Raw genomic sequence first — 14,213 nt, forward strand, 5'->3', positions numbered from 1 at the left:
GGGGACGCCACAAGTACGGCACGGGTTCGCCGACCGCGGGGGCAGACGCGGGTGAGTTCGCTCACGGGCCCATCCTGCCAAGGCCCAGGGGCCCCGACAGCGACTCGCCGCGGGTTCAGCGGTGGTTGGCGTGTCTCTCCCCAGGGCGTACGAGCCCGGTCTCGTAGGCGTGGATGACCGCCTGCACGCGGTCGCGCAGCCCCAGTTTGGTCAGGATGCTGCCCACGTGCGACTTGACCGTGGTCGCCCCCACGAACAAGTGTGCGGCGATCTCAGCGTTGGACCACCCCCGGGCCAGCAGACGCAACACCTCCCGCTCGCGCCCGCTCAACGGGTCCTGCGGGCGGCGCCCCTGCGGCTGGTCCGAAGGCAGCATCGGGACGAACTCGTCCAGCAGACGGTGCAGGAGCAGGGGCGGCAGCACGGCCCCGCCCTCGGCCACCACACGCACGGCCGACACCAGATCCTCCGGAGGGGTGTCCTTGGACAGGAACCCGCTCGCACCCGCGCGCAACGCGCCGTGCAGATGGCTCTCCAGAGCGTGTGACCCCAGAGCCAGGACCCGCACACCGTGCCCGAGCGGCCGCACGCCCTCCAGGACCCCGTGGATCGCCCGGGTCCCGTTCGGCCCGTCCATGAGATCCATGAGTACCACGTCCGGTATCAGGGAACGGGTCTCCCTCGAGGCCTCACGGGGGTCGGAGGCCTCACCCACCACGGACATGTCGGACGCCGACTCCAGGATCATCCGTAGACCGGCGCGCACGAGGGGTTGGTCGTCGACCAACAGAACAGAGACGGACACACCGTGATTGTGCCGTATCGCGCGCCCCGGTGGGACCGATTCACCCCTGGACCGGTGCATAGATCCTGCTTGGCGGGGCCCGGTGCGCAGCCCGGTCGGCCCCTCAGGACGTGGGCAACGGGGGAGGGGTACCCCCGAACTCCGGGCACAGGGCCTGGTGCTCGCACCAGCCGCACAGCTTGCTGGGCTTGGGCGACCACTGGCCGGTGCGCCCGGCCTCCTCGATGCGTGCCCAGATGTCGGAGATCTCCGACTCCGCCGCGCGCAGCTCCTCCTCGGTGGGGTCGTACCAGCGCACAGCGCCCTTTCCCCCCAAGTAGACCAGCTGCAGCCGGCTCGGCACCACACCCAGGTCACGCCAGATCATGACCGCGTAGAAGAAGATCTGGAACTTGGCCTTGTCCTCGAACCGGGGGTGCGGCGACTTGCCGGTCTTGTAGTCCACCACCCGGATCTGCCCTCCGGGGGCCACGTCGAGCCGGTCGACGTAACCGCGCAGCCGCAACCCCGTGGGCAAGGACACCTGCAGCCGCATCTCCTTCTCGCGCGGCTCCAGAACACCCGGGTTCTCCAACTCGAAGTAGCGCTCCACCAGCGTACGCGCCGACTCCAACCACTCCTCGCGCTCCTGCTCGCTCCCGAAGAGCTCCTCCACCCCGGGATCGGACTCGCGCAGTTTCTTCCACTGGGGCTCCACCAGCCCCACCGCCGTGCGCGGGGTCCGGCTCTCGGCCGGCAGTTCGTACAGGCGCTCCAGGCACGCGTGCACCAGCGTGCCCCGCAGCGCCGCCGGGCTCGGTGACTCGGGCAGCCGGTCGATGGTACGGAACCGGAACAGCAGCGGGCACTGCAGGAAGTCGGAGGCGCGCGAGGGAGACAGGGCGCTCGGCAACGGCACGGTCGTCATGCTTCCCAGCCTAGGACGCGCCCCGGAGCGGGGTGACCCGTACGGTCCTCCGTGCGCGGCCGCACCGGGGGCCTCGTACCCTGGGACCCGAGAGCCACGGCTGCAGGGGGAACACAGTGCGAGCGGTCACCGACGACGCGGGGGAGCGGCGATGAGCACGAGGTCCTCGGCGCCCCGGCGCGGGCCAGGGGTGGTCCTCTTCCGCCCCTTCGGCATCCCGGTGCACGTGACCGCTTCCTGGCTCGTCGTGGCCGCCCTCATCACCCTGGTCTACGGCCAACTCGTGGAGGGACGCCTCTTCCTGGGCGCCGGCTCCTACGTGCTCGCGTTCGTGTTCGCGGTCCTGCTGTACGCCTCGGTCCTGGTGCACGAACTCGCCCACTCGGTCGTGGCCCGTGCCTACGGCCTCCCCGTACGGCGCATCGTGCTCTACGTCCTGGGCGGTGTCTCCGAGATCGAACGGGAGGCACCCACCCCCGGACGCGAGTTCTGGATCGCCTTCGCGGGTCCGGCGCTGTCCCTGCTGCTGGCGCTCGGTTTCTTCGGCCTGTCCCTGCTCGCCGATCCGTACAGCGTCCCGGGTGAACTGCTCTTCCAACTGTGGCTGGCCAACATGCTCGTGGGGGCGTTCAACCTCCTGCCCGGGCTGCCGCTGGACGGGGGCCGCCTGCTGCGTGCCGGTGTGTGGAAACTGACCGGGCGCCCCCTCACCGGGAGTGTGGCCGCAGCATGGGGCGGGCGGTGCCTGGCCCTGTTCGTGGCCGCCCTGCCGCTGCTCGTGGCGTGGTCGGCCGGAGGCTCACCGAGCCCGTGGGCCCTGGTCTGGGGCCTGGTCCTGGGCGGCTTCATGTGGATGGGCGCCGGCGAGGCCCTGCGCACGGCCCGCGTGCGCGCCCGGGTGCCGGGCCTGCGCGCCCGGAACCTGGCCCGGCCCTCCGTACTGGTGGGGGCCGACACCCCCCTTGCCGAGGCCGAACGCCGAGCCGAGCAGGAGAACGCCGAAGCGATCGTGGTCGTCGACTCGGCCGACCTCCCCGTCTCGATCGTGCACCCCTCCGCCGCCGAGGCCATCACACCCGGGCGCCGGGCCTGGGTCCCCGTGTCCAGCCTGGCCCGGGCCGTGAGCGGGAACTCCGTGGTCCGGGCGGACCTGGAGGGCGAGGAGCTGCTCACCGCCCTGACCTCGCACCCCAGGTCCGAGTACCTGGTGGCCGACGCCGAAGGCGCCGTCCTGGGCGTTCTGCGTGCCGGCGACGTCAACGACGCCATGGCTGGACGCGACTGAGCGGGCGCGTCCCCCGTTCAACGGCGGGCGCCCTCGGGCCAGAGCACACTGACCGGCCTCGACAACGCCCGCGCGTGCGCGACCACGTCCGCGGTACCGCCCGGGCCACGCGCGGGCTCACCGTCCCAGACCGCCACCAACCGGTCGCAGCGCTCCACCAACAACCGTCCCGCGTCCATGTGCGCCCGCGGGGTCGACTCCCGGTGCTCCAGCTCGTGCACGAGTACCGCGCGCGAGAGCAACCGGTCGTAGACGGGGTGGTGCTCCCGCGGAAGGGCCCCGCGGTACCCCTGGGCCGGGACGATCACCTCCAAAGGGGCGCCCGCGGCGACCACGGCCTCGGCGAAGGCGGTGTCGGGACCGTCGGCCAGGCAGGAGAGGCCCACCATCCGGTACCCGTGCGGTGCCAGGTGCTGACGGAGCATCACGGCCGCGGCCGCCTCGACATCGGGGGGCAGATGCCGGTGACCGGTGACACCGATACGGATCACATGTCCTCCTCGGGGATTGCGGATCTCCTATCCAGCGGCGGTACCCCTTACGAGGGCCTCCATCCGCCGGTCGAACTCACGCACGCAGAGCGCACCCGGACCCCGGTAGGCCTTCCGGAACGAGTGCACCCGGGCCACCAGCCTGCGCGAATCGAAACGCAGCCCGGTCGAGAGCGCCTCGTCCACCAACCGGAAGGCCTCCTCGACCTCGCCGGCGTCCACGTGCGCCGAGGCCAGCTCCACCTGCAACAGGGCCGACTGTTTGGCGCTGGCCGGGCGCCGGGCGTGGGCCTCCGCGAAAGCCTTGCGCGCCTCCTCGGGGCGCTGCAGGCGCACCTCCACCTTGGCCCGGGCCCCCGCGACCTTGGTGTGGTCGAAGGCGAACACCCACGGCCAGGGCGGATCGGTGTTGCCGGGACGGTCGACCTCCTGTTCCGCGCGCCGGATCGCCCGTGCCGCCGCTGCCCGGTCGCCCACCCCCGCGTGCGCCAACGCACCTGTGCACGACAGCCAGGCACGCGCTGTCGGATGCGCACTGCGCCCGAGTACGTGTTCGGCCTCGTGCACCAGCGCCAACCCGAGCTCGGGGGCCTCGGCCACCTCGATCTCGAAGACCGCCAACGACCCGAGCATGTACACGTCCAGCAGGCGTATGCGGGCCTGCCGCGCGCGGAGGACGGCGTTGCGGTAGTGCGTGCGGGCCGCCTCGGTCGCTCCCTGGTCGGCGTGCAGCCACGCTGCGAACCCGGAGGCCTCGCTCGCGGCCGCGCTCAGGTCCGTGCGGAACGGTGTCCCGTGCGCGTTCGCGAGCATTTGCTCGGACAGATGCACGTGCGCAGCAGCACCGGGCAGCAGGTGCCGGGCGGAGGACGAGGCGTCCATCCGCCGTTGCCCGCTGGTGATGGTGCGCAAGGCCGGCGCGGTCGACTCGTCCACGGAGCCCTGTTCCCCGGCCCCCGCCGGCCCGCCGACCGTCAGGAACGCACCCGCGGCCACGGCCCGGCCGAAATCACGGCGTCTCGTGAGACCCACCCCCTTCGTCCCGCCCGGACCGAGGACGGTCGGGCCCTCCCTCGAGGGAACGCCGCCGAAACGCAGCAGGTGCAACGGAACCCCCAGGCGTTCGGCCACGTCCTGGATCTGCTCGGCGGTCAGTGACTGCCGCCCGTTGATCACACGTGAGACCCAGCTCTGGGAGTAACCGGCGGCCCGGGCGAGGTCGCCCTGGGACCACCCGCGTGCCGTGCGCACACCCTCGATGACCACGGCCATGTCGCAGGTGGCCAGAGCGGCCGCCATGGAGGGACGTGACCACAGGTCCGTCGGAAGAACGCTGTCTGGTTGGGGCATGAGCTTAGGTTAGGGATTCCGGGCGGCCCCGGTGGCTGTCTGCAGAAAATAAATCCCGATGCGTGATCCGCATAGCCGGGTGTTCGGGTGCTCACTGTGCGAGAGGATCAGTGGTGAGGCCGGTGTCGTTCGGTGCCCCGGCCGCGATGACAGCACCCCGTCCGGCTGCGACCGGACCGATCACCGCGGGAGGTCTCCGTGAGCGCCCAGATCTCGGACCCGGCCGGCCACGCCCTGCGCGGGCTCGCCGTTGAACTGCGCTCTCGCGGTGTGGAGGCCACCGAGGACCGGGAGCGCGGTCTGGTCCTGGTCACCGGGGCCCCCTCCGGCCGCAGCAGCGCCCTGCTGCGGCCCCACCGGGGTGATCTGTGGTGGTGGATCCGCCGACCGATCCAGGACGGTGTCCCCCCGGCACCGTCGGGGATCCCGTTGGCACCGGCGCACCGCACCTCACACGTCGCCGGGAGGATCGCGGGCGTCCCGGCCCCGGACGGTGCCGTCTGAGCCGGGGCCTCTGCCTCGCACCGGTCATCCGGCCGCGAGCACGGCGCCGATGATCCCGGAGGTGTTGCGCAACTCGGCGGCCACCACGGGGGTGCGCAGCTCCAGGTACGGCAGGAACTCCGGGGCCTGGCGGCTGACCCCACCGCCGACCACGATCAGGTCCGGCCACAGCAGGTCCTCCACCACCCGGTAGTAGCGCTGGAGGCGCTCGGTGGCCCAGCCGCGGTAGCTCAGCCCGTCCCGGTTCCTCGCCCAGGAGGAGGCCCGTGTCTCGGCGTCGTGGCCGTCGATCTCCAGATGGCCGAACTCGGTGTTGGGGACCAGGTGCCCGTCCATGACCAACGCGGTACCGATGCCCGTGCCCAGCGTCGTCATCAGCACGACCCCGGACGCGGTGCGTGCGGCACCGTGGTGCACCTCGGCCAGGGCGGCCGCGTCGGCGTCGTTGAGAACACGCACCGGCCGGTCCAGGACCCGGGAGAACAGGAGCGCTGCGTCGGCGCCCACCCATGAGCGGTCCACGTTGGCGGCGGTGCGCACCACCCCGTTCTGCACCACACCGGGGAAGGTGATCCCCGCGGGCCCGCCCGCCGTCCCGGGAAAACACCCCGCGATCTCGCGGACCACCTCGGCCACCGCCTCGGGGGTGGAGTGCTCCGGGGTGGCGTACTCGGCCTGCTCGGCGAGGAACTCGCCCGTGTCCGGGTCCACCGGAGCTCCCTTGATCCCGCTGCCGCCGATGTCGACACCCAACAGGGGCCTGCGTTCTGACATGGGTCCGTCGTCTCCTGTGGTCCTGGTGTACTGTGCGGCGCCCGCGCCGCCCGCCGGCCACGATCCTGCCCCGCCGCGGTGTTTCCCGCACACCCGGAGCGGCCCGGACGTGTGCCGCTGCCGCCGGTGTGGTCGGTGCGGTACCGGTGTGCCGATACTCTGGGCGACTGCCCTTGACCACACCCGACGCGGGAAGACGAGAGCGACGTTGACCGGTATCCATGGCCGCCGCGGGCCCTTCACCGACGGCGACACCGTGCAGTTGACCGACCCGAAGGGCCGGATGCACACCATCACCCTGCGCGAGGGTGGCGCCTTCCACTCGCACAAGGGCCGTATCGCCCATGACGACCTCATCGGCGATCCCGAGGGCAGCGTCGTGCAGTCCAACACCGGTACCGCTTACGTGGCACTGCGGCCGTTGCTCATCGACTACACCCTGTCCATGAAACGCGGAGCGACCATCGTCTACCCCAAGGACGCGGCGCAGGTGCTGGTCGAGGCCGACATCTTCCCCGGCGCGCACGTGGTGGAGGCCGGTGCCGGTTCGGGGGCGATGTCCAACTGGCTGTTGCGTGCGGTCGGCGAGAACGGCACGGTCTCCTCCTACGAGCGTCGGGCCGACTTCGCCGAGATCGCCCGCAAGAACGTGGAACGTTTCCACGGGGGCCCGCACCCGGCCTGGAAACTGACCGTGGGTGAGCTGGGCGAATCCCTGCAGGACACCGATGTCGACCGGGTCTTCCTGGACATGCTCGCCCCCTGGGAGAACCTCGACGCCGTTGCCCGCGCCCTGCGCCCCGGCGGCCTGGTCTGCTGCTACGTGGCCACCACGACCCAGCTCTCCCGCGTCGTGGAGGACCTGCGCGAGGACGAGCGTTTCTACGAGCCGCGCTCGTGGGAGACGATGCTGCGCACCTGGCACGTGGAGGGCCTCGCGGTGCGCCCGGACCACCGCATGATCGGCCACACCGGCTTCCTCGTGGTGGCCCGCCGCCTGGCCGACGGTGCGCAGGCCCCCGACCGCCGCCGCCGTCCGGCCAAGGGCGCCTACGGCAAGGACTACGAGAAGGCCAGGGCCGCTGAGCGCGGGACCGAGCAGACCGCTGCACCCGGGCCCGCAGCGCCCGAGGAGGAGGGGACCGGGAACGGCGCCGACCGAACCTGAGCCCGTGGCCGTTGACGGCCGGTGGTGGGGGCGTCCGCATACTGCCACCCCGCCCGTGGCGCTGCTGCGTTCTTCGGCCACTTCCCTCCCGCAGGCTCCCTGCGCCGCTTCCGCAACGGCCCCGACGTGTTTGCCGCACGCCCGGGGCCGTTCGTGTTCCCGCCCCGGTGCGGGGTTCCGACGTGAGAAGAGGAGCGTCCGGGCTTGACCCGGTGGTGCCCGTGAACAGGCGCCGAGGTTACGTTCTCATGACGTCGGGTGATCGACTACCAGTCTGACCTGCGCCGACGCAAGGCCTGAAAATGAGTGCTACGACACTCCCCGGGCCTGGGAGGTTAGGAAAGGGGCAGGGGTAGGTAGGCTCCCGAGTAGTCGTCCTTCTCATAGGGAGGTGGCGGACGTGGCCGAGCGCGACGACGAGCGCCAGAGCGACCAGGACCGTGAAGTCGCCGAACTCACGGCCCAGGTCTCCTACATGGAAAAAGAACTCAGCGTGCTTCGGCGTAAGCTCGCCGATTCCCCCCGACATGTACGCCTGCTGGAGGAACGGCTGCGGGAGGCACAGACCGACCTCGCGGCGGCCAACAGCCAGAACGAGCGGCTCGTCTCCACGCTCAAGGAGGCGCGTGAACAGATCGTCGCTCTCAAAGAGGAGGTCGACCGCCTCGCCCAGCCCCCGTCGGGTTTCGGTGTCTACCTCGGTTCCCGCGAGGACGAGACCGTCGAGATCTTCACCAACGGCCGCAAGATGCGGGTCAGCGTCAGTCCCTCGGTCGACGTGGAGTCCCTGCGTCCCGGCCAGGAGGTCATGCTGAACGAGGCCTTCAACGTGGTGGAGGCCGAGTCCTTCGAGACCGTCGGCGACGTCGTCATGCTCAAGGAGCTCCTCGAGGACGGCGAGCGTGCGCTGGTCATCTCCAACCACGACGACGAACGCATCGTCCGCCTCGCAGAGCCCCTGCGCGAGGAACCCCTGCGGGCCGGCGACTCCCTGCTGCTGGAGACGCGTTCCGGTTACGCCTACGAGCGCATCCCCAAGTCCGAGGTCGAGGAACTCATCCTCGAAGAGGTCCCCGACATCGCCTACACCGACATCGGTGGTCTCGGCGGGCAGATCGAGATGATCCGCGACGCGGTCGAACTGCCCTACCTGCACAAGAACCTCTTCTACGAGCACCAGCTGCGCCCGCCCAAGGGCGTGCTGCTCTACGGCCCCCCGGGTTGCGGGAAGACCCTCATCGCCAAGGCGGTGGCCAACTCCCTGGCCAAGCAGGTCTCCGAGCGCACCGGCCACGACGTCGGCAAGAGCTTCTTCCTCAACATCAAGGGACCGGAGCTGCTCAACAAGTACGTCGGTGAGACCGAACGCCACATCCGCCTGGTCTTCCAGCGTGCCCGGGAGAAGGCGGGCGAGGGCACCCCCGTCATCGTCTTCTTCGACGAGATGGACTCCATCTTCCGTACCCGCGGTTCCGGCGTCTCCTCCGACGTGGAGAACACCATCGTCCCGCAGCTCCTCAGTGAGATCGACGGTGTGGAGGGCCTGGAGAACGTCATCGTCATCGGTGCCTCCAACCGTGAGGACATGATCGACCCAGCGATCCTGCGCCCGGGCCGGCTCGACGTCAAGATCAAGATCGAGCGCCCCGACGCCGAGGCCGCGGGCGACATCTTCGCCAAGTACATCACCGACGAACTGCCGCTGCACGACGAGGACCTGGCCGAGCACGGCGGGTCGCGCCGGGCCACCGTCGACGCGATGATCCAGCGGGTCGTCGAGCGCATGTACACCGAGGACGAGGAGAACCGCTTCCTGGAGGTCACCTACGCGGACGGTGACAAGGAGGTCCTCTACTTCAAGGACTTCAACTCCGGCGCGATGATCGAGAACATCGTCGACCGGGCCAAGAAGATGGCCATCAAGGACTACATCGACAACCAGTCCAAGGGGCTGCGGGTCTCCCACCTGCTCCAGGCCTGCGTCGACGAGTTCAGCGAGAACGAGGACCTGCCCAACACCACCAACCCGGACGACTGGGCGCGCATCTCCGGCAAGAAGGGCGAGCGGATCGTCTACATCCGCACCCTGGTCTCCGGCAAGAAGGGCGCCGACTCCGGCCGGTCCATCGACACCGTCGCCAACACCGGCCAGTACCTGTAGGAACGGTTCCACCACGCCCGGGAGGGCCGGCCGCACCGCGGTCGGCCCTCCGCGTGCGACCGCAGTGGCCTCCGGTGGCAAAACGCCCGGGAAGGCGGCACTTGGGCCACAATTACCGACGAAGCGTTCAAGAACGGCTCCGGATGGATAGCCTCTCAGCATGAGTGTGCGGCGGATCATGGGTATCGAGACCGAGTACGGCGTTTCCGTACCAGGAAATCCCGGGGCCAACGCGATGGTCACCTCGACGCAGGTGGTCAACGCCTACCTGGCTGCCTCGGCCGCCCGGGCGCGGCGTGCCCGCTGGGACTTCGAGGAGGAGAACCCGCTGCGCGACGCGCGCGGGTTCGACCTGGCGCGCGAGGTGGCCGACCCCACCCAGCTCACCGACGAGGACCTGGGGCTGGCCAACGTCATCCTCACCAACGGGGCCCGGCTCTACGTCGACCACGCCCACCCCGAGTACTCGGCGCCCGAGGTGACCAACCCGCGCGATGCCCTGCTCTGGGACAAGGCGGGTGAGCGCGTCATGGCCGACGCGGCCGCCAGGGCCGCAGCGACACCGGGTATCGACCCCATCCAGTTGTACAAGAACAACACCGACAACAAGGGTGCCTCCTACGGTTGCCACGAGAACTACCTCATGGACCGGGCCACCCCCTTCGGCGACATCGTGCGCCACCTGATCCCGTTCTTCGTCTCCCGGCAGGTCGTCTGCGGGGCGGGCAAGGTGGGTCTGGGCGCGGACGGGCAGGAGCCCGGGTTCCAACTGTCCCAGCGCGCGGACTTCTTCGAGGTCGAGGTCGGGTTGGAGACCACCCTGAAGCGTCCCATCATCAACACCCGGGACGAACCCCACGCCGACCCCGACCGCTACCGGCGCCTGCACGTGATCATCGGCGACGCCAACATGAGCGAGACCTCCACCTACCTCAAACTCGGCACCACGGCGCTGGTGCTGTCGATGATCGAGGACGGGTTCCTCTCCTGGGACCTGACCCTGGACTCCTCCGTCCGGGAACTGCACCGGATCTCGCACGACCCCGGGCTCACCCACCGGGTCCGGCTGCGTGACGGTCGGCGCATGACCGCGCTGGAGCTGCAGGGCGAGTACCTCGAGCAGGCGCGCAAGTACGTGGAGGATCGCTACGGCAGCGACGTGGACGCAGACACCGCCGATGTGCTCGACCAGTGGGAACGGATGCTGACGGTCCTGGGCAACGACCCCATGGAGCTGGCCGAGGAGCTGGACTGGGTCGCCAAGCTCAAGGTCCTGGAAGGCTATCGCAGCCGGGACGGGATGGAGTGGTCCCACCCGCGGTTGCAACTGGTCGACCTGCAGTACTCCGACGTGCGGGCGGACAAGGGCATCTACAACCGCCTCGCCCACCGGGGCCGGATGCAGCGCCTGCTCGACGAGAGCGAGGTGACCCGGGCCATCACCGAGCCGCCCGAGGACACCCGCGCCTACTTCCGCGGCCGCTGCCTGGCCAAGTACGCCGACTCGGTGGCGGCCGCTTCCTGGGACTCGGTCATATTCGACCTGCCCGGGCACGACTCCCTGCAGCGGGTGCCGACCCTGGAACCGCTGCGCGGCACGAAGGAGTACGTGGGCGATCTGCTGGACGCCTGCGAGACCGCCGACGAACTGGTGTCGGTGCTCACCGGCCGCGGCTGAGACGGACGAGGAGCGCCCCCGTCCCTGCCGTGAGGGCAGTGGGCGGGGGCGCTCGGCGTGACCGGCGGGGGACCCCGGTCACCTCAGGGGGATCAGGTGCTCAGGTTCAGGTTCCAGGAGTTCAGCATGGGGTTGACCTCCTGGTAGTAGGTGGTGCCGCCCCAGCTGCAGTTGCCGGAACCGCCGGAGGTCACGCCCTGGGCCTGGCTGCCGGAGATGAAGGAACCGCCGGAGTCACCGGGCTCGGCGCACACGCTCGTGCGGGTCAGGTCGCGGACGGTGCCCTGCGGGTAGCTCACGGTCTGGCCGCGGGCCTGGATGGTGCCGCAGTGCCAACCGGTGGTGGAACCGGAGCGGCACACCTGCGAACCGATGGGGGCCTGGGTGGAGCCGGAGACGGCCACGTCGCTGCCGGAGTTGTACCGGTTCACCAGGTTGGTCAGGGAGAAGTTGGACGTGCCCCGCACGAAGGCGGCGTCGTTGCCGGGGAAGACCGACTGGGAGAAGACGCCGCTGCCGTTGCCGATACTGACCGAGGAACCGGTGGTACCGCAGTGTCCGGCGGTGACGAAGCCGGGCTGTCCGTAGGAGTCCGAAGCGGGGAAGCCGACCGAGCAGCGGCTGCTCCCGCCGATGGTGTAGGCGTCGCCGCCGACGATGTTGGCGTAGACCTCGGGCGCCTCGTCGGTGGTCTCGACCCGCACGTCCGCGGGGTCGACCCCGGCGGAGGAGAGCAGGGCGTCGACGTCGGCGTCCGCCCCCTCCAGGGTCTCGATCACCACGGTGTCGTTCTCGACCTCGGGGTACCAGCCCACGACACCCTCCTGGGCGCCGGCGCTGTCGAGGTCGGAGATGAGGTCGTCCAGCCCCTCGACACCGTGCTCGACCACGGCGGCCTCGGCACCGGCGGCTTCGACGCCGGGCACGGCGGCCGAGTCGGTGACCAGCACGGTCAGGTCGTGGGTTTCGGTGTCGAAGAGCGAACCGCCGTAGTGTTCGCCCGCGGCCTCGGTGGCCTCGGCGTCCACGTCCAGGGCGCTCTCCTGCGCATCGATGAGATCGGTGGCCTCGGCCTCGTTCAGGCCGAGATCGCGCTCGAGGGCCTCGGCCATGGTGGTGGCCTCGGCCGGTTCGGTGGGGTTCTGGGGTGCGGGTGCGGCGCCGGCGGTCGGTGCTGCCGCCACGGACATGCCGAGGGCGAGGGCGCCGGTGCCGATCGCGGAGATGATGGGGGAGGCTCGCATGTGCCCTGTCTCCAAATGGGGGATGAGCGGGGGATTCGCGGGCCGTGCCCGTGAGGGAACGGCCTGCGTCCGGGGCGGACGGTGTCCGCTCCCGAAGTTCACCGATACATTCGGTAAACGATCACCGACTATAGGTCGACACTTCGAGCAGGAGAAGACCTGTTTTCCCATGGGTTATTCAGTGCCGGTGTCCATGCTTCGGAACGTGAATAACTTTCCATTGCGCTCGGTGATCGGAGATCTCATCACCTCACTGTTCTGATGCCGAACGCTCACCCAACGCGCTGACGGCTCCCACGCAAGGGGAGCAGCATGGCCGGATGCGGACATCCGGCACGGTTCCGACCACGAAGAACCCCCGCCCGCGCAGTACGCGGACGGGGGCGAGGTGAACGAACCCGGACCGGAGAACGGTGCCGAGGCCGGAACCGCTCAGCTGGTGACCAGGTTCAGGCCCCAGGTGTCCAGGGCCGGGTTGATCTCCTGGTAGTAGGTGGTGCCGCCGCTGGTGCAGTCACCGGAACCGCCGGAGGTCATGCCCTGGGCCTGGTCGCCGGCGATGAAGGAACCGCCGGAGTCACCGGGCTCGGCGCAGGCGTCGGTGCGGGTCAGGTCCTCGACCGTGCCCTGCGGGTAGCTCACGGACTCGCCGCGGGCCTCGATGCTGCCGCACTCCCAACCGGTGGTGGAGCCGGAACGGCACACGGCCGAACCGATCGGGGCCTCCTCGGAACCGCTGACGGTCTGGTCGCCGCCGTCGTAGGTGTTGACCAGGTTGGTCACGCCCCAGTTGGAGGTGGAGGAGACAAAAGCAGCGTCGTTGCCCGGGAAGACGGACTCCTCGAACACGCCGGATCCGCTGCCGTCCTCGCTCGTGGCGGAGGTGCCGACCGTGCCGCAGTGGCCGGCCGTCACGAAACCGTCGTTGCCGGAGCTGTCGGTGGCTGCGAAACCGATGGAGCAGCGTCCACCGCCCATGGTGAAGGCGTCGCCACCGACGATGTCGGCGTAGAGCCGGGGGCTCTCCTCGGTCTGCTCGACCTCCACGGCCGAGGGGTCGACGTCCGCGCTCTCGATGAGGCTCTGTGCGGCCTCGGCGTCGTTGGCCCGGATCACGACGGTGTCGTCGGCGACGTCGGGGTACCAGCTCACGACGCCGTCCTCACCGCCGGTCCCGTCGAGATCGTCGACGACACCGAGGAGGGCCTCGTGGCCGTTCCGGACGACTTCGGCCCGGGCACCGGCGGCCTCGACCTGCTCGGCCGCCTGCGCGTCGGTGACGTTGACGGTCAGCTCGAGGGACTCGGTGTCGAAGAAGGAACCACCGTAGTGGTCGCCTGCGGCCTCAGCGGCCTCGGCGTCGATCTCGGAGGCCTCGGCCTGGGCGTCCAGAAGCTCCTCGGCCCCGAACGGGGTGAGGCCGAAGTCGCGTTCCAGTGCCTCCTGCATGGTGGCGGCCACGTCGTCGGTGGACGGCTCGGAGGGGAGCGTGGCCGCACCCGCGCCGGGGGCGACGGCGATCGACATACCCAGCGCAAGGGCGCCGGTGCCGATCGCGGAGATGATGGGGGAGGGTCGCATGATCCCTACTCTCCTCGGGGATGTGAACGGTTCTCGGGACGGCCGACCGGGGGAGGGCCGTTCCCGAAGAAGCCCCGGGGGCGGGGCTTCGGGGTGTTCACCGAGACGATCGGTAAACGAGCCCACACCATAAGTGTGCATTTTGCGCCGCGAAAGCCCGTGATCACGGATGAACGTTCAAGCTCTTGCTAAAGATCCACTCATCCCATGACTGACATTTTGTAAGGAAAAGTCCGGACTTTTCTGACCTCCTACTTTCCGTGGG

The 14,213-nt window shown here is 70.0% G+C and carries 12 protein-coding genes; 5 read left to right on the forward strand and 7 right to left on the reverse strand.

Going from position 1 to position 14,213, the window contains the following annotated elements; genetic code table 11:
• Positions 1–115: 115 nt before the first annotated feature.
• Together D456_RS0107465 and D456_RS0107470 are read right to left on the reverse strand one after the other, a co-directional pair.
• On the reverse strand, positions 116–805 hold the full coding sequence (locus tag D456_RS0107465; protein WP_017575545.1) for a LuxR C-terminal-related transcriptional regulator: 690 nt from the start codon (positions 803–805) through the stop codon (positions 116–118).
• 103 nt (positions 806–908) lie between these two features.
• Entirely contained in the window at positions 909–1,712 is an 804-nt protein-coding gene (locus tag D456_RS0107470) for a RecB family exonuclease (RefSeq protein ID WP_017575546.1), read from the reverse strand.
• Between the two features lie 151 nt (positions 1,713–1,863).
• Between D456_RS0107470 and D456_RS0107475 the strand changes: the two genes are divergently transcribed.
• Positions 1,864–2,997, forward strand: a complete 1,134-nt coding sequence (locus tag D456_RS0107475; RefSeq protein ID WP_193373815.1) for a site-2 protease family protein — start codon at positions 1,864–1,866, stop codon at positions 2,995–2,997.
• 17 nt (positions 2,998–3,014) lie between these two features.
• On the opposite strand, the gene D456_RS0107480 is transcribed toward D456_RS0107475, so the two are convergent.
• Together D456_RS0107480 and D456_RS0107485 are read right to left on the reverse strand one after the other, a co-directional pair.
• Positions 3,015–3,488 (reverse strand): hypothetical protein, encoded by a 474-nt coding sequence (locus D456_RS0107480; RefSeq protein WP_017575548.1) that lies wholly within the window; start codon positions 3,486–3,488, stop codon positions 3,015–3,017.
• Positions 3,489–3,515: 27 nt separating this feature from the next.
• Positions 3,516–4,787 carry a helix-turn-helix domain-containing protein gene (locus tag D456_RS0107485; protein ID WP_017575549.1) on the reverse strand — a complete coding sequence of 424 codons (1,272 nt, stop codon included), beginning with the start codon at positions 4,785–4,787 and terminating at the stop codon, positions 3,516–3,518.
• Between the two features lie 249 nt (positions 4,788–5,036).
• Between D456_RS0107485 and D456_RS0107495 the strand changes: the two genes are divergently transcribed.
• On the forward strand, positions 5,037–5,342 hold the full coding sequence (locus tag D456_RS0107495; RefSeq protein ID WP_017575550.1) for a hypothetical protein: 306 nt from the start codon (positions 5,037–5,039) through the stop codon (positions 5,340–5,342).
• A 24-nt stretch (positions 5,343–5,366) separates the two neighbouring features.
• Here the strand turns inward: D456_RS0107495 and ppgK are convergent, their stop codons facing one another.
• Positions 5,367–6,116 (reverse strand): polyphosphate--glucose phosphotransferase, encoded by a 750-nt coding sequence (gene ppgK / locus D456_RS0107500; RefSeq protein ID WP_017575551.1) that lies wholly within the window; start codon positions 6,114–6,116, stop codon positions 5,367–5,369.
• A 208-nt stretch (positions 6,117–6,324) separates the two neighbouring features.
• Between ppgK and D456_RS0107505 the strand changes: the two genes are divergently transcribed.
• From D456_RS0107505 to dop, 3 genes are all read left to right on the forward strand, one after another.
• Positions 6,325–7,284: a tRNA (adenine-N1)-methyltransferase gene (locus D456_RS0107505; RefSeq protein ID WP_017575552.1), complete on the forward strand. Its 960-nt coding sequence runs from the start codon at positions 6,325–6,327 to the stop codon at positions 7,282–7,284.
• Positions 7,285–7,675: 391 nt separating this feature from the next.
• A complete protein-coding gene (gene arc, locus D456_RS0107510) occupies positions 7,676–9,445 on the forward strand; it encodes a proteasome ATPase (RefSeq protein WP_193373816.1) in 1,770 nt (589 codons plus the stop codon).
• A gap of 160 nt (positions 9,446–9,605) precedes the next feature.
• On the forward strand, positions 9,606–11,123 hold the full coding sequence (dop, locus tag D456_RS0107515; protein WP_017575554.1) for a depupylase/deamidase Dop: 1,518 nt from the start codon (positions 9,606–9,608) through the stop codon (positions 11,121–11,123).
• A gap of 92 nt (positions 11,124–11,215) precedes the next feature.
• On the opposite strand, the gene D456_RS0107520 is transcribed toward dop, so the two are convergent.
• Together D456_RS0107520 and D456_RS0107525 are read right to left on the reverse strand one after the other, a co-directional pair.
• On the reverse strand, positions 11,216–12,367 hold the full coding sequence (locus D456_RS0107520; RefSeq protein WP_017575555.1) for a S1 family peptidase: 1,152 nt from the start codon (positions 12,365–12,367) through the stop codon (positions 11,216–11,218).
• 432 nt (positions 12,368–12,799) lie between these two features.
• The gene (locus tag D456_RS0107525; RefSeq protein WP_017575556.1) at positions 12,800–13,948 is read right to left on the reverse strand and encodes a S1 family peptidase; all 1,149 of its coding nucleotides are present in this window, start codon (positions 13,946–13,948) and stop codon (positions 12,800–12,802) included.
• Between the last annotated feature and the right edge of the window lie 265 nt (positions 13,949–14,213).

Origin of the sequence: Nocardiopsis kunsanensis DSM 44524 (assembly GCF_000340965.1) — a bacterium.
In the GTDB taxonomy this organism is placed as follows: domain Bacteria; phylum Actinomycetota; class Actinomycetes; order Streptosporangiales; family Streptosporangiaceae; genus Nocardiopsis; species Nocardiopsis kunsanensis.